Below are 22,343 nucleotides of genomic sequence, written 5' to 3' on the forward strand. Positions count from 1 at the left end.
AAATTTCGCTCATTTTTGATGAACTACAGATGAAAATATTATGCAGACTTACTGATATCGTTTTGCCATAAGGCTTTATTGAACATCAGTAGTACATTCGCTATGGGTTGCTCAAAGAGCTTATTGGCCCGTTTTACCCCGCCTTGATGTTGAAAAATACCTTGTTCTAATGCGTCTTCATCGACAATGGTTGTTGCTTTCATTTGCTTTGCAATAGTGTTTAACCATTGAATTTGCGGTGTTTTCCATTGTTGACTTGCAAGGATGCGATTTAATGCGTTATCAACTCGCTGCTCAAATGGGATCAATGCTTCACCAATAGCGGCTTGACGGATAAAACCAATGATACGAGCGGCAATATCTTCTTTTTTAACCTCATGCCATGCGACCTGCAGATCTTGTTCTCTAAACTTATTTTGTTCAAGCACTAATGCCAGTTCTTTTAAGCTTTGTCGGGTTAATTCCCAAGGAGCTTGAATGACTGTTTGAATTGCGAGCAAGCGGTTACTGTTCGCATTCACAAAGTCATTAAAAGAACGTAAATAGTCCTCAGGTTTTTGGCCGTCACCGTAACCTGTGGTGATATGGGTGACTTGGTCATCATGCTCAGAGATATACAGCGGGTCGCTTCCTGAGCCACCTTTGACTTTTTCATCCAGCAACTCACCTAAGCCTGGATGATGAATAAACCATTCTGCTAATTGCTCTGCTGACATGGTTTTAAGCTCTTTGATAAATTGTGCAGGTGGTTGCCCTGCAATGGTTTCAAATTTTTCTTGCTGCTCAGGACTTAAGTGCCGTCTTTTTACTTGTAACTTGGCGATAAATTGGTTTTTGGCTAGTTTCTGTAACTCTTCGTTATTGCTGTTGGCCATTTCACCCGTTAGATCAGTAAAACTAATGTCGACATTAGTCACTACAGGCTTCATGGTATTGACGTTTTCGAGTTGTTTATAAATATCGACGGCATCGTAAATCCGAAATGGACCTTTGCTAATTTCTGGGCATAGGCGCGTGGCCCTACCTAACATCTGCTCGAAGAGGATCCTGCTGTTTACCCGACGTAAAAATACCAGATTACATATTTTGGGCACGTCAATGCCGGTGGTAAGTAGATCAACCGTCACTGCTATATTGGGTAAACGGTCATTTTTAAATAAACGGATTTTTTCCAGCGGTTTGTCGGATGCGCCAGTAATTTTTTGAATGGCGTCGTCTTCCACTTCACCGTGGTAGTCTTCACAGGCTTGTTTAAAGGCTTCAACGACTTCATCGGCATGCTTATCAGTGACACAAAAAACCAATGTTTTAGCATCTGAGTAAGGATTAATCGCATCACTTTCAATTAGCCATTTCGTCACGACTTCGGTGAAGTTTGGTGCCATAACCTTACGGTTAAATTCCGAAACATCAAAATCTAGCTCATCTGGGGTGTTATAAATTTTGATATCGTTATTTACGACATCGTATACCTTCACTTCTTCATTCACTTCATAGTGAATCCCCTGTTCGGCGAGCTTAGTATGGATGCGTACAGGCGGCAGATGATCATTTAAATGTCCATCAAGTACTGCATCGGTATAGCTATAGCTGAATACTGGTTCACTAAAAATATCAACCGTATGTAACGCAGGAGTTGCCGTTAGACCAATTTTAAAAGCGTCGAAATAATCAATTACCGAGCGGTATTTTGATTGGTAGTCTTTTTGGTCACGGAACACTATTTCGGTATCACTAAGCTCTCGGTCGAGTAAATAACCACGGTGGCATTCATCGACCACAATACAATCGTATTGGCCAACACCAGGTTTTGTATCGTTATCTGAGGGATATAAAATGCGCTGGACCAAACCTTGTACTGTGGCGATATGAACTTTGGTACTGTCTTCGGGCTTGATGTCTTTTAGTCCCATCAAATCAAAAGTATCGGCAAAAGTTTGCAGATGCTCTAATCGCACTTCTTTGAAATCATTGGTAGCTTGTTCACCAAGTGCTGAGCGATCAACCAAAAACAAGATCCGCCTAAACCGCTCAGATTTGAGCAATCGATAAACCAACGCTATACAGGTTTTGGTTTTACCTGTACCGGTTGCCATTGCAACCAGCGCACGATCTTTGCCGTCTTTAATACTTTGCTCGACCGCTTTAATAGCGTTTATTTGGTAGTCTCGTAGCTTTAAGTCGTAATCAAAGGCCATCGCATCAAGCTTTTGCTCTGCTTGCTCTGGCGTTTGTTTTAAAAGCAATTTGATTTCGGTTGGTGAATACCAACCTTTGAGTGCTTTACGTCGGTTGCTATTATCGCGAACATCTAAAAACCAGATACCACTCTCTTGTTCTAGCTGCTTAAGGTATGGACGACCATTCGTCGCAAACGTTAGTGGTACTTTGAAGTCTCTCCAACAAGTTTCTATTGTGAACGCATTCTTTGTTTCGAGTCCTTTTGCATAACGTTTGGCTTGGTCAATTGAGCTATAAACGTTTTTAGCTGTTTTTTTAGCTTCAACGACTGCAACGGGAGTCAATCCCATAAACAAGACATAATCCGCCGGACCAGAGCTGGTGGGCCATTCAGCAATAGCTCTGTTTTCATTCTCGACAGGCCGTGCGCCTTTAGAGAACTTTAAGTTTGTAGTGTCAGCTTTCCAACCAGCTTCATTTAACTGTTTATCTATAATGATGCGGGTTTCGGCTTCATCTAAATAAAAAGGTAGTTTTTCGACACGCTTAATTTCTTGTTGTTGCGCCTGGTGATCTTTAGCTTGGAAGGCGGTATACAGCTCAAGATTGGTGGCAGCCATCTGGGCTTTGTATTCATTGAGTTTCGCTTCTTGCTCTGTGGCAATTTGCTCCCAGATTTTACTTTCGGCTTGCATTTGCTCTGCACGTTTAAGCTCGGCTTGCATCTTTTCTTGTTCAAGTCGCTTGAGCGATTCTGCAACCGCAAGACGTTCGGAAGTGCGTTGCTGTTGACGTTCTAGCTCGAGCATTTTTTCTTCGAGAATCCGAACGTCATCTGAAGGGTCTTTAGGTTTTACAAACGGTATAGGCTTAAAGCCTTTCGCCGCATCGCCACCATAAAGCTGGTGATACCAAATACTTAAAGCGTGACCTATTTGCAAAGACTGTAAGGCATCACGGTGACTATTTGAGGTGATATCGTGATTAGCGGCATTGCCGAGTTTTCTTATCGTATGAAAGGCATCTTTGATACGCTGTTCGAGCTTAAGAGAGTAATCAAGGCTACGAAGTAAATCGACTTGGTTTATTCCCTGACCACAAGCCACACCAACGCGAGCTGCAATGTTTTTTGCTAGCTCCTCACCCAATTGGCGCATCTTTAAAAGCGTGGTGTTAGGGTCCGGTATAAAGCACCATTCAGCTGTTTGTGCAAGACGCAATAACAATTCATCGTGATGCTTAAGGAAATCGAAGTTACTAATATTGCTTCCCATCAATAGCGCCTTCTACAGATTACTTACATGAACCGTCCATTTGTACAAGATAACAATGTTTGGGATCGTAGGCTATAAAATCCAATTCTGTTATGGAGTTATGTTTTGAAATTGAGATGTACAGATAAACTCTGATGTCGATAATGTGGGATTTATTCGTTAATAAAATTAATGTCGCCAAAATGCAGGAAGCCTTTATGAGGTTCATTTTATAAAGTTAGTTTCGAAGGTTGTTCGGTAGTAAAAATCAAAACGCTAGCAACTTTTACTCATCTATCGAAACTAAGGAAATGATCATGACAAAGAGCAACAGTGGTTCAAATGGTAATGCTGGTGGTAAAAGCAGTAACGGACGAGGTCCATCTAGCCATCCAGGACCTGGCGGTAACTGGCCTAGTACTACACCTGGAGCATCAGGCGGCGGAAGAGGTAATGCAGTGCCCAAAAGCAAGTAATTAGTTAGCCACTATTAAGGCAGTATCTAGATGATACTGCCTTACCTATAACATCGTCATAAACATGGACAAATGATGAAACCACAGTACCCAACCCTTGGTGATATAGCAAAAGCCTTATTTGAACACACCGGAATATTGCCACAAAAGAATGACTGTTCAAGTATTATGAGCGACGAAACGATGAAAAAGTCGATTCAAACTCAGCTAAGGCGGCTAGCTAAGGAAGATGGAGAATTAACGGCTAATTTTATGGCGTTAGTTGAGCTTCTTGCTTTTTCTATCTTAGAGGCAACTGGTAGCTTGAAGGTAATGTATGCATTTACTAATACGATAGACGATACACTTTTTCAATATAAGGACTTCTTGAGAGGAGACAGTACTTTCCTGTCGAAGTCTGACTCGATTCAGTGGTTGCTGAAAAATAGATTGGTTGATCGGATGATTCTTTCTTATCAAAAAAATATTTTAAAACATAACGTTGCTACAGAATTGAATATTTCGCCTTCTGATAAGTATTGGTGGCTACCTGATGTGCAAGGTAAATCCATAACTTGGCCAATATCAACAGTATTTAATTGGATGTATGACGTCACCAAGACCAATCAAACTCGCTTTCATTTTCCCGATTATGGCTTCACTGACAATTATCGATTGTCACAAAACCTTGAAAATGCATCACGATGGTCAACAGCTAAAAATCTTCCTAGCTGGGCTAACTTGCTTCAGAATCTTAGCGATTCACTGTCTGCGATGGAACAAACGAAATCGATTGCTCATAAAAGAAGTATTGATACCAAAACTAGAAACTGCTTTAGAATTATCTTATTTTTAGCAAGATTTTCAACCTCAATATTTGTCGAGCTTGAAAAGCAGTATGGAGTTGAGTTTGTTTCTGATTTAGTTAATAAATTGAAAAAGCAAGACTACAGACTAAACAGGATCCACAGTAATTTTAAGAATATCGTTAAGGAGGAATTAAGCTTTCATGATGTTATTGACCCAATGTCAATTGATCGTAGGTGGTTTGATGAAACTCAAGCATTTTGGGAACTAAAAGCTTTAGATATTGAACATAACACCAGCTATATTTGCTCAACACTTACAGTAGAAAGTTTAAATACTTTCAGTTTTAATGATCTCAAGTCTTGCCTAACATACCTAGACGCATTTGCCTTATCGCCTTTGATAGCTCAAGCCAAAAGCGATGTAAGATCCCTAGCGCCACAGATGTATTTTGAACTTTTATCTAAGGGGTTGGCTCTCCGTAAAAACTCTGAGTTGTCTAAAGATCTGATTTCACAATTTATTAATGAAATCAAAGTAGCAGGACTAGACGGTAGTTTTTTATGGCTAACTAATTGGATATGGGGTACTTATCATTATCGTCGAGCAGAGGACAACTTAGCATTTCCTTTTTATCTAGATGCTTTTGAAAATGGAAAGTACTCAGCTGGACATAATCAGTACTTGTTGGTTAATCAGTTTGTTGAATGCTGTGCGAAAAACAATAAATGGCGAGACTTTAAAAGGGGAATTGGTTGGGCAGACTATCTAGGAATAAAAGTGCGTTGGTATAGAGGTTTCGATAAATCAGAAAACCCTATTAAAAGTGCATTTGAAATGCTTAAAATTGGACGCTATGCAGTACTTTGACGGGTAATTAAATATAGTAAAGAATGTAGATAGGCTACATAGCAAGGGCCTTTACATGGTTAGCTTTACTAATAAGGGTTTTAGATGGATCTCGACTGCATTCCCACGATTGAATCACTGCTGGAGCAAAACGCCATCTGCTTTACTGGGCGTCCAGATTTAATTGACCGTTATCTGGTTTTAATGGATTTAATAATACCAATAGAAACAATGGCACTGCTTGATGAGATAGGCAGCCCTTTCAAATCTTTTGAGTGGAATTCGTATCACATTTACGGCTCTGAAACGAAGAACAGCAAACCCCCTACACTCGATTGCCATGACCTTTCTCTAAATGAGTCGATTACGTTACCTAATAGACCACTTTATACCGTTCATCTTGATGCGGATTTCACCGTAACAGCACATGTCCGGTGTAATAATGGTTATTTTGATAAGCTAATCCACAAAAAAATTGGCGTGAACACTAAAAGGTTAACGCACAGTCTAAAAGCGGTAACGCGGGCAATAGACCAGTCACCAGCATTCTTTATCTGCACTAAGTGCAATAAATTAATTGATGCCAATTTTAAGTCTCAAGATGGAACGGCCACATGTGCCTACAGCGTTTGCGGCAGGTTTGTGGAACAACACTTTGATGTTCTATCCGATAAAGTCACAAGCTCCTTATATAATAAAGATATAAGTGTCGATATATTTGACGATTACATAGCTATCTCAATTGGTTTAATCACTTGGCCGCATCCGCATGAACCGAGCTTTGAATGGGTTATTCAACGGAAAATGGCTCTTAGTTCTACACCGCGACAGGTTAAGTCTGCAGCAAAAGCTATCCACGATAGTAAGATTGCCCGTGGAAAGTGCAAGCACTGTAATGAGTCTATGAATGCAGGGCATATGTTCGATGATGATACCTGCCAAAGTTGTGCGACGGGCGTGTATGGAGTTGTTTATTGATTTTGGTGTCTAGATGGAGTCAAGTGCCTGGTATTGGGGAGGATCACCAGTTAACGTGAGATGAATGACAAACCAAGCATGATTTTGACCGTGTGTAACTATGTGTGTATTAAATAGCAAAAAAGCCTGAATTTCTTCAGGCTTTTTCTTTTTAATACAACAGTTTAATCATTTCGGATTAGTTCATGCCGTATTTTTTCAATTTTTTACGCAGAGTACCACGGTTGATACCTAGCATGTTTGCTGCGCGGGTTTGGTTGCCACGAGTGTGTTGCATGATGATGTCAAGCAGAGGCGCTTCAACTTCGCTTAGCACCATTTCATAAACTTCTTGTGCTTCCTGACCGTCCAACTGTGCGAAGAAGTTAGTTACGGCACGCTTGACGGCGTCACGTAATAACTGGGGCTTGATAGTGCCGTTTGCTGTTTCGATTTTGCCAACGGTAAGCTGGTGAACTTCTGTGTTAGTTGTCTGATCAAACATTCTATTCTGCTCTTTATTAATTCTGTACTAATTCATCAAAATAACATTCCACGAGGGAATACTGTTCTGCAGTGGTTTCCAGCCGATTAAAGTCAGCCCTAAATTGGCGCTGAGCTTCTTGGTCTAGGTACCATCCCATATGTTTTCTGGCGAAGCGGATACCCTTGTATTCACCATATAAGTCATACAGTTTGGTGAGGTGTTCCAGCATCACTTGACGCTGTTCGGCAACCTCAATGGGCGCTAGCTTATTACCCGTTTCCAAGTAGTGCTGGATTTCTCTGAAAATCCAAGGCCGTCCTTGAGCACCCCGTCCTATCATCAAGGCATCGGCACCGGTGTATTCCAGCACAAAGCGGGCTTTCTCCGGACTGTCGATGTCCCCATTGGCGACAACAGGAATCGAGACATTCTGTTTGATTGCTTTGATCGTGTCGTACTCGGCGTTGCCTCTGTACATACATTGTCTCGTGCGGCCGTGAACGGCGAGCGAGGCTATGCCACAATCCTCTGCAATCTGGGCGATTTGAACACCATTCTTGTGCTCTGGCTCCCAGCCGGTGCGAATCTTTAACGTGACAGGCACGTTCACTGCGGCGACCACGGCTTGTAAAATCTCTTTTACCAGCGGTGGATTTTGCATTAGCGCCGAGCCTGCCAGCTTTTTATTCACTTTTTTCGCCGGGCAACCCATGTTGATATCAATGATGTGAGCACCTTGTTCGACATTGAACAAAGCGGCTTGCGCCATTAAATCAGGATCAGCCCCTGCAATTTGCACTGAGCGGATGCCTTCCTCGCCAGAATGCGTCATGCGCTGGCGGCTTTTATCTGTATCCCAAACCTCGGGATTGGATGAAAGCATCTCGGAAACCGCTAAGGCTGCGCCATAACGAAGACAAAGATTGCGGAAGGCTTGATCGGTGACACCTGCCATTGGTGCCACGATCAGCTGATTGTTCAGTTGATAGGGTCCAATCTGCATTTTATGTTTCACCTTAGCTCTTCAAAGGGGCGCTATAGTAGCCCTTTTTGTTGGCCGTGAAAAGGTCAATAAATGACCTAGAGGTAATTTTTTTTCTTGACTTTTAATTGACGAGAAGTCAGAGGCTAAATTGTTGGAAGCCAGCAGTGGCGCATGTTGCGCCACCCTTTAGCGCTATTTACGCTTACCTGTCAAGCGGCTCCAATCTTCTTTGTGAGCCGCTGCGTCCATATCGAACCATTGGCTATAAAAGTCAGAGATTTCTTGGGCTTGTTCTTTGAGGAGACCGGAAAGGGCAAGTTTGCCACCGGTTTTTACGCGTTCTGCGATCAAAGGCGCTAAATCACGCAGTGGGCCAGCAAGAATATTGGCGACCAGTACGTCGGCTTTGAGATCGGCGGGTTGGTCTTCTGGTAAGTACAACGCCAGCTTGTCAGCGACATCATTGCGCTCGGCGTTGGCACGCGAGGCGTCGATGGCTTGATAGTCGATATCGATACCTGTGACTTTTTTCGCACCCAGTTTCAGTGCGGCTACGGCTAAGATGCCCGAACCACAGCCAAAATCGATCACTTCTTCATCGCTTAAATCTAAGCTGTCTAGCCACTCTAAACACAGTGCTGTCGTGGGATGAGTGCCAGTACCGAAGGCAAGACCCGGATCTAAGATCACATTAACTGCGGTTGGATCTGGGATTTCGCGCCAGCTTGGGCAGATCCATAAACGTGTGCCGAATTGGATTGGGTGGAAGTTATCCATCCATTCGCGTACCCAGTCTTTATCTTCAATTTGTTCGACTTTATGGCTGAAGTTCTCACCGAGGAAAGGCAAGGTTTTCAGCATGGCGATGGTCGGTGTCAGATCGGTTTCTGCATCGAATAAGGCCACTACCACGGTATCGCGCCACAGTGGGGTTTCGCCCAATTTAGGTTCAAAAATAGGGGTATCTTTACCGTCTTCGAAGGTGATAGAGACTGAACCTTCTTCCATGAGCAAGTCGCTGATGGTTTCAGCGTCATCGCTATTGGTGTTTATACGGAGTTGGATCCAAGGCATGGGGGCATCCTGTGACTGAGTGTTCATAAACTAAGGGTTCAAAATATCGCGGTATTGTATACCCAAACTATCCCAAAATGCAGGATGTAGCGGGAATTTAAAGCGCTTTAGGTAAGGTCGTTTGGTTATCACTAGGGTTTAGGTTCGACGACTGGCTATCCTGGTATTGCGCTTTTGTCTATACAGACAAGGTGTTAGCTGGCGGGTATGGATTGGTGTTAAAAAACGAATTGTTAGTTTTATTATTTGGTATAACACTATGAAAAATATTGGTTAATTGGTTTTACCTTTGTTTGGTTTTGATACGTTTTTTGTGATCGTCTTCTAAGAGTTTAACTCCGTCAGGTGAGTTGGCTCACGCTTTAAATCTGTGACACTGAAGCCTGATTTGAGTTGCTGCTATGGTGTAGTTTGCCAAGAGGTGCCAACGATAAACGACATAGGTTAATTCAAGATGACAAGCATAACTCGAGTTCACAATAGGGTGAGTACACCGCTAGGTCATCCTTGGTCGGCTAAGGCTGATAGGCTGCAGAGTGCGACAGGGATTATGCTTGGCAGCTTTTTACTATTACACATGCATTTTGAATCGAGTATTTTGCTGGGTAAAGAGGCTTTTTATCGGGTCGTTCAGTTGCTTGAAGGTGGAATGTTTAGTAGTACTGGCCACGGGTTTCCGATGGTCACTAAAGTGTTTTCAGTGTTTATGTTATTGGTCGTGATAGTACATGCCGCGGTGGCGCTACGGCGTTTTCCGGCGCAGCTAGGGCAATGGCGAGCCCTGCGTTCGCACATGGGGAATATCAAGCATAAGGATACCCATGCGTGGTTTTGGCAACTGATCACTGGCTTTATCTTATTTTTCCTCGTTCCAGTTCATCTCTTCACTATGATTTTGAATCCCGAAATTGGCCCGCATTTATCGGCTGAGCGGGTTTATCACGATAATGCTTGGTTGCTGTATGCGCTGTTACTTCCCGCTGTAGTGGTACACGCCATGATTGGTCTCTATCGCGTGGCGGTAAAGTGGGGCTTAACCACTCAGCGCTCAGGCCTGCGAAAACTTGCTAAGGTGCTGATTATTTACTTGCTATGTCTTGGTACTGCGAGCCTTGTTTCATATCTATTTATCGGTAGCGAGCTCGATATTCCTGTGCAGCCCTTCGTACCTGAGTAGGCTTTAAGCCAGCAGCAGGATTTTGTTTCACTGCTATTATTAAGCATTAGGTTAATTATTCAGCACTCAATTGATCTGGCTCACGTTTTCGTGTGGATGTGTGAGCGATATTAGTTTGCGATAAGACTTAATGAGATTGGCTCGATAAGGTCAACGGCGTGAGGCGATAGGATGGCGATCAAATTAAATATTAAAAAATGGAGTGCTTGGCTGGATTTAAGCCAGAGTTTGTCAGGGGTAATACTCGCAGTCTTTTTGTGGACCCACTTAGTGTTAGTGTCATCGATTTTATTGGGTGCGGATGCCATGAGTTGGGTTGCTCGCACTATGGAGCTGAGTGTTCTGTCCGCTGATGGACACGGTTATCCTTGGGTAGTGACTTGTATTGCCATTGGTATTGCCATTTTGGCGTTAGTGCACGTGTTAGTGGCATTGCAAAAATTACCCATGAGTCTGCGTCAGCAAAGGGCTCTACGCCAACAAATGCAAGTGATCAACCACAGCGATACTCGCTTGTGGCGCTGGCAAGCCATTACCGGTGTAGTGATTCTACTGCTGTTGCCTGTGCATTTGTGGCTTATTGGCTCGGCTCCCGAAACCATTGGCCCTCAGGGAAGCGCCGATCGTATTTGGAATCAAGGTGTCTGGATGGTGTATCTGCCTTTACTGCTCACTGTGGAGTTACATGCAGCAATTGGCATTTACCGTGTGGCTTTGAAATGGGGCGCGGCGCGGGATCTCAACAACCGCAGTCGATTACGTAAGATCAAGACCATAGTGAGCGTGCTATTTGTCACTGTTGGTGTTGCCTCACTTCTGGCATTTTTACCCTACGCGAGTTAATTCCGCTTTTAATCAATGATTAAGTTAATCAGTGAATAGAATGTCGAACATAAAAAAAACAGCACAAAACAATAGACCCCATTAAGGAGCAGGCGTGAAACTGATTTATACCGATTCATTGGTGGTAGGAGCTGGGCTCGCGGGCTTAAGGGTCGCTATCGCTTCGAAAGAGCGTGGGCTTGACACTTTAGTTTTGTCACTCATTCCTGCAAAACGTTCCCACTCTGCTGCCGCTCAAGGGGGTATGCAGGCGAGTTTAGGCAATGCCGTTAAGGGAATGGGCGATGATGAGGATGTGCATTTTCAAGATACGGTAAAAGGTTCCGACTGGGGCTGCGATCAAGATGTCGCACGGATGTTTGCCCATTGTGCACCTAAGGCAGTACGTGAGCTGGCCAATTGGGGCGTTCCTTGGTCTCGGGTGACTGCTGGCCCAAGAGAAGTGATAGTCAATGCGCAAAAAGTCACGCTACATGAGGCGCAGGAAGCCCATGGATTGATTAATGCGCGGGACTTTGGCGGCACTAAAAAATGGCGCACTTGTTATACCGCCGATGGTACAGGTCATTCGCTGTTATACGCTATGGATAACAAAGCGATTTCCATGGATATTCCCGTCCATGAACGTATCGAAGCCTTGGCACTTATTCACGATGGTAAGCGTTGTCATGGCGTGATTGCTCGTTGTTTGATTACGGGTGAACTTAGAGCCTTTGTGGCTAAGTCCACTACGATAGCCACTGGTGGTTATGGCCGAATTTATGAAGTGTCGACCAATGCGATCATCTGCGAAGGTATTGGCCAAGCGTTGGCATTGGAAACGGGCGTGGCAAGGCTTGGCAATATGGAGGCGGTACAATTCCATCCCACTGCCATTGTTCCCGTGGGCATTTTAACAACGGAAGGGTGCCGTGGTGATGGCGGCTTATTGCGCGATAAAGACGGTTATCGCTTTATGCCTGACTATGAGCCCGATAAAAAGGAGTTGGCATCGCGGGATGTCGTATCGCGTCGCATGACCGAACATATACGTAAAGGTAAGGGCGTCGATAGCCCTTATGGCCCGCATTTGTGGCTAGATATAACCCTTTTAGGTCGCAAGCATATTGAAACGAATCTTAGGGAAGTGCAGGAAATTTGTGAGAATTTCCTTGGCATCGATCCCGCTAAAGATTGGATCCCTGTACGCCCAACTCAGCATTATTCTATGGGCGGTATTCGGACTAATGCCACAGGTGAAAGTCCGCAGCTTAAAGGCTTATTTAGCGTAGGAGAGGCGGCTTGTTGGGACATGCACGGCTTTAACCGTTTAGGCGGTAATTCGTTGGCCGAAACCGTGGTTGGCGGCATGATTATTGGTAAATATGTCGCCGATTTTTGTGAGAACAATAGCCTTGAGATCGACACTCAGCTTGCAGAACGGTTTATGCAGCAGGTGCAGAGTGAAATCGATGTGCTGGTCGAGGGTGATGGTCACGAAAGCGCCTTTGAACTCAAGCGCGAAATGCAGCGCATCATGATGGATTATGTGGGGATTTTCCGTAATGGCCCCGAGCTTGAAAAAGCGGTTGCCGAGCTAAAAGTGTTGCTCGAGCGTTCGCGTAAACTCGGACTTAAGTGTAAAAAGCGTCACGCCAATCCTGAGTTAGTTGAAGCCCTGCGGGTCAAGCGTATGCTAAAAGTAGCGCTGACTGTGGCCTGCGGCGCAGCGGCACGAACCGAAAGTCGTGGTGCCCATGCTCGAGAAGATTATCCACAGCGAAATGATCGAGACTGGCTAAATCGCACGTTAGCCAGTTGGCCCGATCCCGATGCGCTCGAACCTGTGCTTAATTACGAAGCGCTCGATGTGATGAAGATGGAGCTCCCGCCGGGTTATCGTGGTTATGGCATCAACAACGCCATAGTGCATCCCGATACCGAAAAACGTGAGCAACAGATTGCCGAGATTTTAGCTGAGTTAGGTGATGATGCGGACCGTTATCAACGCCAGCGGGCGCTTATGCCCTTTGAATTACCCGAAAGCTTACAACCTAATAATGAACGTTTAAGTGATACTTTAAAAAGCCCGTCCGCCAATGCGTTAGGAGAAAAATCATAATGAGCCAAGGTCGTCAGTTAACCTTTAATATCTTTCGTTATGATCCGCAGGAGCCAAACGATAAGCCCAAAATGGTGCGATATCAGCTCACTGAAACGCCGGGTATGACGGTCTTTATCGCCCTCAATAAACTCAGGGAAGAACAAGATACCTCGGTGCAGTTCGACTTTGTTTGTCGTGCGGGCATTTGTGGCAGTTGCGCTATGGTGATTAACGGTTTCCCGACGTTAGCGTGTCGTACCTTAACCGCCAAATATCCTAAGGGCGAAATTACTCTAATGCCGCTGCCAGGCTTTGAGTTGATTGGCGACCTATCAGTCAATACCGGTAAGTTTATGCGGGAATTGGCTGAACGCTTAAAGCTGTGGTTACACCCTAAGGCCAATGACATCAGCGTGCATCGCCTCGAAGATCCAATGGACCCAGACGAAGCTGCGCGCCTGTATGAGCTTGAGCGCTGCGTTGAGTGCGGCGTGTGTGTTTCAGCTTGCGCGACTAAGCAAATGCGTGAAACCTTTGTCGGCGCCGTAGGTATGATGAAAATTGCCCGTTTCGAGATGGATAGCCGTGACGCTCGTACTGCCGAGGATTTTTACCATGTGATTGGTAATCAGGATGGAGTGTTTGGTTGTATGACTTTACTCGGCTGCCAAGACAACTGCCCTAAGGATTTGCCACACATGCAGCAAATCGCCTATTTACGCCGCAAAATGGCCATGACTTTGATTTAATGAGTGTTAAATGATGAAAAGCGCCAACGTGTTTGGCGCTTTTTTGTTGATTAGCAGGCGTAGCTTTTGTGAATGTCAGCTCGATTGATTATGTCTGCGGTTTGAGCGACGAATGCTTGAAAGTGCGTACTCGCCATATGTTCATCCAGTGCGGCTTGGGATTGCCAAATTTCGTACATCCAGAAGATATTTTCATCATCTAATGAGTGATGCAGTTTATATTCGATGCAGCCAGCCTCGGTATGAGTGTCTGTCACGAGTTGCTTGAGTATTTTAAATAGCGTATCGCTTTGGCCTTGATTCGCTATGATTTGGGCAAATACTGTTATTTTCATTGGTTAAAACCTTCTAAAACAATTTTACCGATCGCTTTGCCAGACTCTATCTGAGCGTGAGCTTTGATTAAGTTTTGGGCATTAATGGTGCCGTAGTGCTCACCGAACGTACTCTGTAACTCGCCTGTATCGATAAGAGCGCTTAAGCGGTTGAGTAAGTGGTGTTGCGCAATCATATCCTCGGTCTGATATAGGCTGCGGGTAAACATCAGTTCCCAGTGTAAGGATAAGCTTTTACGCTTAAGTTTCATCACATCTAATGGCCCCTTAGGATCATCGATTAATGCTAGTTTTCCTTGTGGCTTAAGCACTTGTACTATTTCATCAAAATGCTGATCGGTTTGGGTTAAGCTAATCACATGGGTCACATCAGTAATGCCAATATTGGCAAGTTCCTGTGAAAGTGGCTTGGTGTGGTCGATAACTGCATCGGCACCAAGTTTGTGCACCCAAGCGGCGGATTCAGGACGAGATGCAGTACCTATGACTTCTGCACCTGTGAGTTTTACTGCAAGCTGAGTGATGATTGAACCCACACCGCCGGCCGCACCGATAATTAAAATACGGGCGTCAGTTGCCGAACCATCTTGGGGTAAAGCTAAACGGTCGAATAAAATCTCCCATGCCGTAATCCCCGTTAAAGGTAATGCCGCGGCTTGGGTATAGGTTAAACTTTTAGGTTTATGGCCGACAATTCGTTCATCAACCAATTGATATTCTGCATAACTTCCGCTGCGACTAATATCGCCCGCGTACCACACTTCATCACCGACCTTGAAAAGGCTGACGTTTTCGCCAACTGCTTTGACGACACCGACCGCATCCCAGCCGATGATCTTATATTCGCTCGCTGGCGCCGAGCTGGATGCGCGGATTTTAGTGTCGACCGGATTGACGGAAATGGCTTTGACTTCCACCAAGAGGTCAAAACCTGTTGCCGTCGGTTCGGCTAACGTGATGTTTTCTAATGCATTGGGTGCTGTGATTGCACCTGCCGTTTGGTAACCAATGGCTTTCATGTTAATTCCCCTGGGTGTACTGGCTGGAGTCTACTTGTTTGAGTGTACTTGTATCGTGTAACCATTGTGTGGAATATTAGCCAAGAGATAAACAGGATAAAGTTTGTAATTTTTTCAAAGGATTTTTGATAATCATGCTAATTAATGATTTAGCTTTGTTCGTGCGAGTCGCTGATTGCGGCAATATATCTGCCGCAGCAGCCGAGATGGATATCTCGGCTGCTTCTGCCAGCGCTGCAATAAAACGGCTTGAGAAACAGCTCGATACTAGTTTATTTATCCGCACGACACGCAGCTTACGTTTGACTGTGCAAGGTGAACGTTATCTTATTCATTGCCGACGTGCGCTAAGCGATTTAGCGCTTGGCGAACAGGCTATCGCCAGTGATAAAGGTAAAATATCTGGCACCTTAAGCCTTTCGGTTTCTTCAGACTTTGGCCGTAATCTGTTTGTGCCTTGGCTCGATGAGTTTTTGCTCGATTTTCCTCAACTGCAAGTGCGCTTGCACCTTGGCGACAATATCAGCAGTTTTTACCACGATAAAATTGATGTCGCCGTGCGCTATGGAAAACCGCAGGATTCTAACCAAGTGGCTTTCCCTATCTGTAGTGTTGATCGTGTCTTGTGCGCCTCACCTGAATATCTCGCCAAGTTTGGTGTGCTTGATTCGTTAGAACAATTAGTTGAGCATAATTGCTTGTTTTATAAGTTAGATGATCGCACCCACGATCAATGGCTATTTAGGCGTGATGGTCAAGAATTCAAAGTGCGTGTCACGGGAAATCGTAGTGCTAATGATGCCGAGATTGCCCGCCGTTGGGCTGTGGCTGGCAAAGGGTTGGTATTTAAGTCGAGTCTAGATCTGGCCGATGACTTAATCTCAGGGCGATTAGTACGTTTGTTGCCTGAGTATAAGGGGGAACCCGTCGATTTATACTTAGTGTGCCCAGGGCGCGAACATGTCACGCCTGTCGTGCTCTTACTGCGGGAAATGCTCCGGCAGCGAACACAGGCTTTGAGTAAAAACTTGAGTAAAATATTAGCAGTGAAAAAATCTTAGATAACAAAAAAGCCGCATAATGCGGCTTTTAGTTTAGAGACTCACTGAGATTTAAGACTTAGTGCGTTTCATGGCGGTAAAGAACTCTTCGTTAGTCTTGGTCATCGCCAATTTATCGATTAAGAATTCCATTGCGCTGACTTCATCCATAGGATTGAGGATCTTACGCAGGATCCACATTTTTTGCAGTTCTTCTTGAGTCGTGAGTTTTTCTTCGCGACGCGTACCGCTGCGGTTGAAATCAATGGCTGGGAACACGCGCTTTTCTGCCGCTTTACGTGACAAATGTAGCTCTTGGTTACCTGTACCTTTAAATTCTTCGTAGATCACTTCGTCCATCTTAGAACCCGTATCAACCAAGGCTGTGGCGATAATGGTCAAGCTGCCACCGTGTTCGATGTTACGTGCCGCACCGAAGAAGCGTTTTGGACGGTGCAGGGCGTTAGCATCCACACCACCCGTTAACACTTTGCCCGATGATGGGATAACAGTGTTATAGGCACGGGCTAAACGGGTAATCGAATCGAGTAAGATAACGACGTCTTTCTTGTGCTCAACCAAACGTTTTGCTTTTTCAATCACCATTTCGGCAACTTGAACGTGGCGGCTGGCTGGCTCATCGAAGGTTGATGCGATAACTTCGCCTTTAACGAGGCGCTGCATCTCAGTTACTTCTTCTGGGCGTTCGTCGATCAGTAATACCATCAACACCACTTCTGGGTTGTTGTAGCTGATGCTTTGAGCAATACCTTGAAGTAATAGCGTTTTACCGGCTTTGGGTGGTGCAACGATTAAACCACGTTGACCTTTACCAATCGGTGAGCATAAATCCAGAATACGTGCGGTAATATCTTCAGTTGAGCCGTTGCCGCGCTCCATACGCATACGTTCTTCTGCGTGGAGTGGGGTTAAGTTTTCAAAGAGGATTTTATTACGGGAGTTTTCTGGTTTATCGAAGTTAACTTCGTTGACTTTCAATAGGGCAAAATAACGCTCGCCTTCTTTTGGTGGGCGAATTTTACCAAAAATGGTATCACCCGTTCGCATGTTGAAGCGGCGAATTTGGCTTGGTGAGACATAGATGTCATCTGGACCAGCTAAATAAGAACCGTCTGAGCTGCGTAAGAAGCCGAAACCGTCTTGGAGTATTTCTAATACCCCACCACCGAAAATGTCTTCTCCACTTTTTGCGTGGGCTTTAAGGATTGAGAAAATAATGTCCTGCTTGCGAGCGCGGGCCATATTTTCGAGCTTCATATTTTCAGCTAGCGAGACTAGGTCAGAAATCGGCGTGTCTTTTAATTCAGTTAAGTTCATTTTGGGGGTCTTGTGTTACGCGACAAAGCTTACCGCGATCAATCAGTAAGGATGTAATTCAGGATAGTGATTGACGAGCGAGAAGAGGTTATTAGAAAGAATCTGGTTATTAAAGTAGCACTAACAAAGCGGGGCGTCCAGAAATTTAGGGAAATTCCGGCACAATTAATTTATAGCTTGTGCCGGAGGTCACTCATTACGACGTCAAATTAGATTTGAGCGTCAATAAACTCTTTCAATTGCGTTTTTGAGAGTGCGCCAACTTTAGTCGCGGCTAATTCGCCGTTCTTGAATAGCAGTAAAGTTGGGATGCCACGAACGCCATATTTCGCTGGAGAAACATTGTTTTGGTCAACGTTTAATTTAGCGATAGTCAAGCGACCTGCATATTCTTCAGACACATCGTCTAAAATTGGAGCGATCATTTTACAAGGACCACACCACTCGGCCCAGAAGTCTACCAATACTGGCAAATCAGACTTTAATACGTCGTTTTCGAAGCTGTCGTCACTCAGGTATATAATTTTATCGCTCATGATGTTCTCCAGTTTGGGTGCCATTGCTGGTTTGTTAATGGCTTACCATGTATATTGGGGCTGAAAAATAGCTTTTCAAGTTACCTTTTTACAATGTGGCTATTTCAAACGATCGAGTATCTTATTGCAACCTCAACAGGTAAGCTTGCGCTATGAGCGAAACACATCTATCTACCCAAAGGTTTGCCGACCTACCTCTACATCCTGAGGTTAAACAGGCCCTTGCCGAGAACGGCTTCGAATTTTGTACGCCGATCCAGGCGTTATCACTGCCTGTATTACTCCAATCAAAAGATATCGCAGGCCAAGCACAAACGGGCACTGGTAAGACAATGGCCTTTTTGGTCGCCACGTTTAATCATTTATTATCGACTCCCATACCTGAAGGTCGACTGATTAATCAGCCCCGCGCCATCATTATGGCCCCGACTCGCGAACTGGCGATTCAGATTGCCAAAGATGCGATTTTACTCGCTAAGCACACGCACTTAAAGGTGGGTATTGTTTATGGCGGTGAAAGTTACGATGTGCAGCGTAAAGTATTAGATCAAGGTGTTGATATCTTGATTGGTACAACAGGTCGAATTATCGACTACGTTCGCCAAGGTATTATTGGCTTGAATTCAATTCAGGCTGTGGTACTTGATGAAGCCGATCGTATGTTTGATCTTGGTTTTATTAAAGATATCCGCTTCTTATTTAGACGCATGCCTGAGGCAAATCAACGTCTTAATATGTTATTTTCGGCAACCTTGTCCATGAAAGTACAAGAGCTGGCTTATGATCATATGAATGAGCCCGTTAAAGTTGAAATCGCCCCCGAAGAAAAAACCTCCAAAAACATCAAAGAAGAAATCTTCTATCCTTCCCAAGAAGAGAAGATGCGTTTGCTGTTGACCTTGATTGAAGAAGATTGGCCAGAAAAAGCCATCGTTTTCTCCAACACTAAGCATAGTTGTGAAACGCTTTGGTCTTGGCTTGAAGGTGACGGACATCGTGTGGGTTTATTAACGGGTGATGTGCCACAGAAAAAGCGTATTCGTATCCTTGAGCAATTTACCAGTGGTCAATTAGATATATTGGTTGCTACCGATGTAGCGGCTCGTGGTTTACATATTTCTGACGTTTCACACGTGTATAACTATGATTTACCAGATGATTGCGAAGACTATGTTCACCGAATCGGTCGTACGGGTCGTGCGGGTAACAAAGGCATGTCGATAAGCTTTGCCTGTGAAGAGTACGCACTGAACTTGCCGGCAATCGAAAGCTACATCAATCATTCGATTCCAGTAAGTAACTACGATAGTGAAGCTTTACTGGCCGATATTCCTACGCCAGCGAAGATCCACCGTAAACACCCTAGCGGCACTCGAAACTTGCGTGATCGTTCAGGGGCAAGCCGCCCAGGTGCTCAACGCAGTGGTGCTCGCCCTCCTCGTCATGATAGGACACGTAGACATTCGTAAATGCCAACACCCGCTTATGCCGCTATAACATTAGGCTCAAATAGTTTTAATATGCTGATCGCCAAAACGCGTGGTGGTCAGCCGCATATTATTGCGAAATATAAACGCAAGGTGAGGCTCGCCGAAGGCATAGGCAACGATGGCAAATTAAGCCCCGATGTCATGCAGCGCGGCCTCGACTGTTTGAGTATGTTTGCCCAGATGTTGGTGCAACATAAGATTGAAGCAAACCATGTTGCTGTGATTGCAACTGCAACTCTTCGCAGTATTAGCAATGCTGATGAGTTTAATCAGCGTGCATTGCCACTCTTAGGTCATCCGATCGAAATTATCTCTGGTATGCGTGAAGCAGAGCTTATCTATCAAGGTATGGTGGCGACCACTTGTGGTCAAGGCCGTCGCTTAGTTATTGATATCGGTGGGGCGAGTACAGAGTTTATCATTGGCGATGGGCATCAAGTGTTGTTCAAAACCAGTTTGCCCTTTGGTAGTGTGACTTATAATCGCCAATTTTTCAGCAGTTTGCCGCTGCAGCAGTTAGATTTCGATGATGCTAAGCAGCAAGTACTAATCGCATTAGCAGAGCATAGACAAACCCTGCGCGATTTAGGTTGGCATTGTGTTGTTGGTGCCTCTGGCGCGGTGCAATCTGTGGTTGAAGTCCTGCTTCACCGTGGCTTATCTGAGACGATAACGCTCGATGTGCTCACTCAGCTGAAGGCTGAAATTCTCGCCCAAGAAGACATTGGCTTAACGGGGATTGCTGGGCTTTGTAGCGAGCGGGCACCGACTTTTGCTGCGGGTGTCGCTATTCTATTGGCTTTGTTTGAGTTGCTGGGGATCGAGCATTTAGCCTTATCTGGCGGCGCATTACGTGAAGGTGTTTTAGTGATGTTAGCTCAGCGGATTATTGACGAAGTCAGCTAATATTTTATTATAACATGATAAAAACTAAAGGCCGCGATGCGGCCTTTATTGTTTGTACTGTGGCGATTATTTCAATAAATCGGCGAGATCTTTTTCTAAGGAAACCGTTGGACGCTCTACGATGCGGCCAACTTCTTTACCTTGTTGCAGTACAATAAAGGTTGGTATACGGGTAAAGTCGTATTTTGCAGCTAAGCCTTCGGGATCTTTTTTCGTTCTGTCGACACCAATATAGGTCACTTTAATATTGGGATTAGCGACTTCTTCCATAATACGGATAAAGCGCGGGGTTTCCCGGTGACAATCTGGGCACCAAGTACCAATGATCACTACAATTTCTGTAGGTTCAGCGATGCTTTTAAGCGGGGTGATTGCAGTGGTATCGACTTGATAGGTTTTATACCCTTCGGTAAACTCATTGAGATCTGTGACTAAATGTTGTGCTTCTACTATGCCAGTTAAAATCACTTCTTGTTTCTCCTCACTGCAGGTCGCAATTAAACCCTGTTGTTGTTCTTCAAATCCACAGCCACCATTGGCTAGTACCTGACAACTAAAAAATAAGGCGGTAGTGGCTAGGAATGCCTTAACGTTATTGTGCATGATGCGCCCTCGAAATCGAAGAGAAAGAATGAAATTCGATTCAAACATTATTCTGGATACGATTAAAGCGATTAATTGATTTGCTGCAAGCAAGATCACGCATTGCTAATATCTATACCCAAGCTACCTGAAGATACGAGTTTCAGAGCGCCTAGGGTGCTTCAATTCAAGGCGCATCAATGACAGAATGTCGGCCACCTTTTGAATTGATGCAACACGGAAGTGGAGTGCCCTAGGCGCTCCGTCCCGGCGTGTTTTAACGCACTTTATGCTGTGTTGGTTATTTTTAACTTAGCCCGCTAGGTCTGCAAATAACCGCCTTGCCTAAAGTGCGTTAAATTCCCGCTGAATCCTGCATCTTCAGGTGGTTTGGGTATGTAAGCTTAACGATCACATAATTACATGTTTTTCGGAGTTAAGGCATTGAAAAAGTTCATCCCCGAATCGTGATTCGGGGACAGAACACATTGAGAGGATAAGGTAAATTGCTTGATTACTGAGCCAGAATTTTTTCAAGAATAGGCTTATTAGCTTCTGGGAAGTCGTAATTGGTTAAGTCGGTTTTAGTGACCCAAGCGATAAGCTGACCTTCAAGGCCTTGAGCTGTGCCGTTAAATTCTGTGACTGAATGGATATCGAGTAGCACTTGTTTATCGGGATAGTCGAAACTCAACGCCATAAATGGCTGACTATCAGTGACATTGAGCGCGACTTCCTCTTTGAGTTCACGGATCAATGCCTGAGTGACTGTTTCGCCAGTCTCAACTTTACCGCCAGGAAATTCCCATTTCCCACCTTGATGTAAATGATCTGGGCGTTTTGCCAACAGAATTTCACCGGCCGAGTTAGTAATAATGCCGACAGCAACATGGATGCGTTTAGTCATAATATTTATCGATTAATGAGTGGGTAAAAGTAAGCGCATTAAAGGCTTGAGCTGAGTGATTCGTGTATAAACCCACAAATTACTCTTTAAAAAAATCGCCTTCATCGAGATCAAATTCATCAAATGCTTCTGGATCAAATTCGGCTTTGACTGGGATGACGTGTTTTTCTGACGCCCAATCGCCGAGATCGATGAGCTTACAGCGCTCGCTGCAAAAAGGTTTAAATGTAGATTGTGGCACCCACTCGACAGGGGCTTTGCAGATAGGGCAGTTAACGGTCAATGGCATA

21 protein-coding genes are annotated in these 22,343 nt (G+C 44.6%); 10 read left to right on the forward strand and 11 right to left on the reverse strand.

Annotated features, from left to right (window positions below; genetic code table 11):
- Nucleotides 1-38 precede the first annotated feature (38 nt).
- Nucleotides 39-3,455: a type I restriction-modification system endonuclease gene (gene hsdR, locus L5M28_RS16945; RefSeq protein WP_263204036.1), complete on the reverse strand. Its 3,417-nt coding sequence runs from the start codon at nucleotides 3,453-3,455 to the stop codon at nucleotides 39-41.
- 296 nt (nucleotides 3,456-3,751) lie between these two features.
- Between hsdR and L5M28_RS16950 the strand changes: the two genes are divergently transcribed.
- The 3 genes from L5M28_RS16950 (at nucleotide 3,752) to L5M28_RS16960 (ending at nucleotide 6,523) form a co-directional block, all read left to right on the forward strand.
- Entirely contained in the window at nucleotides 3,752-3,910 is a 159-nt protein-coding gene (locus L5M28_RS16950) for a hypothetical protein (protein WP_263204037.1), read from the forward strand.
- A gap of 75 nt (nucleotides 3,911-3,985) precedes the next feature.
- Nucleotides 3,986-5,566 (forward strand): hypothetical protein, encoded by a 1,581-nt coding sequence (locus L5M28_RS16955; RefSeq protein ID WP_263204039.1) that lies wholly within the window; start codon nucleotides 3,986-3,988, stop codon nucleotides 5,564-5,566.
- An 84-nt stretch (nucleotides 5,567-5,650) separates the two neighbouring features.
- Nucleotides 5,651-6,523, forward strand: coding sequence for a hypothetical protein (locus L5M28_RS16960; protein WP_263204041.1), 873 nt, complete (start codon nucleotides 5,651-5,653; stop codon nucleotides 6,521-6,523).
- 178 nt (nucleotides 6,524-6,701) lie between these two features.
- Here L5M28_RS16960 and fis read toward each other — a convergent pair whose 3' ends face one another.
- The 3 genes from fis to prmA all read right to left on the reverse strand — a co-directional run bounded on the left by fis (nucleotide 6,702) and on the right by prmA (nucleotide 9,048).
- Nucleotides 6,702-7,007, reverse strand: a complete 306-nt coding sequence (fis, locus tag L5M28_RS16965; protein ID WP_006083371.1) for a DNA-binding transcriptional regulator Fis — start codon at nucleotides 7,005-7,007, stop codon at nucleotides 6,702-6,704.
- A 16-nt stretch (nucleotides 7,008-7,023) separates the two neighbouring features.
- Nucleotides 7,024-7,992, reverse strand: a complete 969-nt coding sequence (gene dusB / locus L5M28_RS16970) for a tRNA dihydrouridine synthase DusB (RefSeq protein WP_263204044.1) — start codon at nucleotides 7,990-7,992, stop codon at nucleotides 7,024-7,026.
- A 174-nt stretch (nucleotides 7,993-8,166) separates the two neighbouring features.
- Nucleotides 8,167-9,048: a 50S ribosomal protein L11 methyltransferase gene (gene prmA, locus L5M28_RS16975; RefSeq protein ID WP_263183122.1), complete on the reverse strand. Its 882-nt coding sequence runs from the start codon at nucleotides 9,046-9,048 to the stop codon at nucleotides 8,167-8,169.
- Between the two features lie 454 nt (nucleotides 9,049-9,502).
- Between prmA and L5M28_RS16980 the strand changes: the two genes are divergently transcribed.
- The 4 genes from L5M28_RS16980 to L5M28_RS16995 all read left to right on the forward strand — a co-directional run bounded on the left by L5M28_RS16980 (nucleotide 9,503) and on the right by L5M28_RS16995 (nucleotide 13,900).
- Entirely contained in the window at nucleotides 9,503-10,225 is a 723-nt protein-coding gene (locus L5M28_RS16980; RefSeq protein WP_263204045.1) for a fumarate reductase cytochrome b subunit, read from the forward strand.
- Between the two features lie 171 nt (nucleotides 10,226-10,396).
- Nucleotides 10,397-11,068 carry a fumarate reductase cytochrome b subunit gene (locus tag L5M28_RS16985; RefSeq protein WP_263204046.1) on the forward strand — a complete coding sequence of 224 codons (672 nt, stop codon included), beginning with the start codon at nucleotides 10,397-10,399 and terminating at the stop codon, nucleotides 11,066-11,068.
- A 94-nt stretch (nucleotides 11,069-11,162) separates the two neighbouring features.
- Complete coding sequence (locus tag L5M28_RS16990) at nucleotides 11,163-13,169, forward strand: fumarate reductase flavoprotein subunit (protein ID WP_168825855.1); 2,007 nt, start codon at nucleotides 11,163-11,165, stop codon at nucleotides 13,167-13,169.
- Nucleotides 13,169-13,900: a fumarate reductase iron-sulfur subunit gene (locus tag L5M28_RS16995; RefSeq protein WP_263204048.1), complete on the forward strand. Its 732-nt coding sequence runs from the start codon at nucleotides 13,169-13,171 to the stop codon at nucleotides 13,898-13,900. Before L5M28_RS16990 ends, L5M28_RS16995 begins: the two co-directional genes overlap by 1 nt.
- 50 nt (nucleotides 13,901-13,950) lie before the next feature.
- Here the strand turns inward: L5M28_RS16995 and L5M28_RS17000 are convergent, their stop codons facing one another.
- Nucleotides 13,951-14,235 (reverse strand): putative quinol monooxygenase, encoded by a 285-nt coding sequence (locus L5M28_RS17000; RefSeq protein WP_168825853.1) that lies wholly within the window; start codon nucleotides 14,233-14,235, stop codon nucleotides 13,951-13,953.
- Nucleotides 14,232-15,254, reverse strand: coding sequence for a zinc-binding alcohol dehydrogenase family protein (locus tag L5M28_RS17005; RefSeq protein WP_263204050.1), 1,023 nt, complete (start codon nucleotides 15,252-15,254; stop codon nucleotides 14,232-14,234). The genes L5M28_RS17000 and L5M28_RS17005 overlap by 4 nt, the downstream gene beginning before the upstream one ends.
- Nucleotides 15,255-15,388: 134 nt before the next feature.
- On the opposite strand from L5M28_RS17005, the gene L5M28_RS17010 reads away from it, so the two are divergent.
- A complete protein-coding gene (locus L5M28_RS17010) occupies nucleotides 15,389-16,315 on the forward strand; it encodes a LysR family transcriptional regulator (RefSeq protein WP_198573103.1) in 927 nt (308 codons plus the stop codon).
- Nucleotides 16,316-16,366: 51 nt separating this feature from the next.
- Here L5M28_RS17010 and rho read toward each other — a convergent pair whose 3' ends face one another.
- Both rho and trxA read right to left on the reverse strand, forming a co-directional pair.
- A complete protein-coding gene (gene rho / locus L5M28_RS17015) occupies nucleotides 16,367-17,632 on the reverse strand; it encodes a transcription termination factor Rho (protein ID WP_011787892.1) in 1,266 nt (421 codons plus the stop codon).
- 209 nt (nucleotides 17,633-17,841) lie between these two features.
- Entirely contained in the window at nucleotides 17,842-18,168 is a 327-nt protein-coding gene (gene trxA, locus L5M28_RS17020) for a thioredoxin TrxA (RefSeq protein ID WP_105250415.1), read from the reverse strand.
- Nucleotides 18,169-18,320: 152 nt separating this feature from the next.
- Here trxA and rhlB point away from each other — a divergent pair, with 152 nt between their 5' ends.
- On the forward strand, nucleotides 18,321-19,637 hold the full coding sequence (gene rhlB, locus L5M28_RS17025; RefSeq protein WP_063884693.1) for an ATP-dependent RNA helicase RhlB: 1,317 nt from the start codon (nucleotides 18,321-18,323) through the stop codon (nucleotides 19,635-19,637).
- The gene (locus tag L5M28_RS17030; RefSeq protein ID WP_263204051.1) at nucleotides 19,638-20,564 is read left to right on the forward strand and encodes an exopolyphosphatase; all 927 of its coding nucleotides are present in this window, start codon (nucleotides 19,638-19,640) and stop codon (nucleotides 20,562-20,564) included.
- 66 nt (nucleotides 20,565-20,630) lie between these two features.
- On the opposite strand, the gene L5M28_RS17035 is transcribed toward L5M28_RS17030, so the two are convergent.
- From L5M28_RS17035 to yacG, 3 genes are all read right to left on the reverse strand, one after another.
- Nucleotides 20,631-21,167 (reverse strand): thioredoxin family protein, encoded by a 537-nt coding sequence (locus L5M28_RS17035; protein WP_263204052.1) that lies wholly within the window; start codon nucleotides 21,165-21,167, stop codon nucleotides 20,631-20,633.
- Between the two features lie 493 nt (nucleotides 21,168-21,660).
- Nucleotides 21,661-22,053, reverse strand: a complete 393-nt coding sequence (gene mutT / locus L5M28_RS17040; protein ID WP_131523409.1) for an 8-oxo-dGTP diphosphatase MutT — start codon at nucleotides 22,051-22,053, stop codon at nucleotides 21,661-21,663.
- Nucleotides 22,054-22,132: 79 nt separating this feature from the next.
- On the reverse strand, nucleotides 22,133-22,342 hold the full coding sequence (yacG, locus tag L5M28_RS17045; RefSeq protein ID WP_263204054.1) for a DNA gyrase inhibitor YacG: 210 nt from the start codon (nucleotides 22,340-22,342) through the stop codon (nucleotides 22,133-22,135).
- Nucleotide 22,343 lies beyond the last annotated feature (1 nt).

Origin of the sequence: Shewanella sp. SW32, assembly GCF_025653365.1 — a bacterium.
Taxonomy (GTDB): domain Bacteria; phylum Pseudomonadota; class Gammaproteobacteria; order Enterobacterales; family Shewanellaceae; genus Shewanella; species Shewanella oncorhynchi.

Bases quoted from the DNA above. Each gene is read 5' to 3' on its own strand.
- L5M28_RS16950 (WP_263204037.1), top strand. From the start codon at position 3,752: ATGACAAAGAGCAACAGTGGTTCAAATGGTAATGCTGGTGGTAAAAGC.
- L5M28_RS17005 (WP_263204050.1), bottom strand. From the start codon at position 15,254: ATGAAAGCCATTGGTTACCAAACGGCAGGTGCAATCACAGCACCCAAT.
- L5M28_RS17000 (WP_168825853.1), bottom strand. From the start codon at position 14,235: ATGAAAATAACAGTATTTGCCCAAATCATAGCGAATCAAGGCCAAAGC.
- L5M28_RS16960 (WP_263204041.1), top strand. From the start codon at position 5,651: ATGGATCTCGACTGCATTCCCACGATTGAATCACTGCTGGAGCAAAAC.
- mutT (WP_131523409.1), bottom strand. From the start codon at position 22,053: ATGACTAAACGCATCCATGTTGCTGTCGGCATTATTACTAACTCGGCC.
- L5M28_RS16995 (WP_263204048.1), top strand. From the start codon at position 13,169: ATGAGCCAAGGTCGTCAGTTAACCTTTAATATCTTTCGTTATGATCCG.
- L5M28_RS16955 (WP_263204039.1), top strand. From the start codon at position 3,986: ATGAAACCACAGTACCCAACCCTTGGTGATATAGCAAAAGCCTTATTT.
- trxA (WP_105250415.1), bottom strand. From the start codon at position 18,168: ATGAGCGATAAAATTATATACCTGAGTGACGACAGCTTCGAAAACGAC.
- L5M28_RS17010 (WP_198573103.1), top strand. From the start codon at position 15,389: ATGCTAATTAATGATTTAGCTTTGTTCGTGCGAGTCGCTGATTGCGGC.
- L5M28_RS17030 (WP_263204051.1), top strand. From the start codon at position 19,638: ATGCCAACACCCGCTTATGCCGCTATAACATTAGGCTCAAATAGTTTT.
- rhlB (WP_063884693.1), top strand. From the start codon at position 18,321: ATGAGCGAAACACATCTATCTACCCAAAGGTTTGCCGACCTACCTCTA.
- dusB (WP_263204044.1), bottom strand. From the start codon at position 7,992: ATGCAGATTGGACCCTATCAACTGAACAATCAGCTGATCGTGGCACCA.
- yacG (WP_263204054.1), bottom strand. From the start codon at position 22,342: ATGCCATTGACCGTTAACTGCCCTATCTGCAAAGCCCCTGTCGAGTGG.
- L5M28_RS16985 (WP_263204046.1), top strand. From the start codon at position 10,397: ATGGCGATCAAATTAAATATTAAAAAATGGAGTGCTTGGCTGGATTTA.
- rho (WP_011787892.1), bottom strand. From the start codon at position 17,632: ATGAACTTAACTGAATTAAAAGACACGCCGATTTCTGACCTAGTCTCG.
- fis (WP_006083371.1), bottom strand. From the start codon at position 7,007: ATGTTTGATCAGACAACTAACACAGAAGTTCACCAGCTTACCGTTGGC.
- L5M28_RS17035 (WP_263204052.1), bottom strand. From the start codon at position 21,167: ATGCACAATAACGTTAAGGCATTCCTAGCCACTACCGCCTTATTTTTT.
- L5M28_RS16980 (WP_263204045.1), top strand. From the start codon at position 9,503: ATGACAAGCATAACTCGAGTTCACAATAGGGTGAGTACACCGCTAGGT.
- hsdR (WP_263204036.1), bottom strand. From the start codon at position 3,455: ATGGGAAGCAATATTAGTAACTTCGATTTCCTTAAGCATCACGATGAA.
- prmA (WP_263183122.1), bottom strand. From the start codon at position 9,048: ATGCCTTGGATCCAACTCCGTATAAACACCAATAGCGATGACGCTGAA.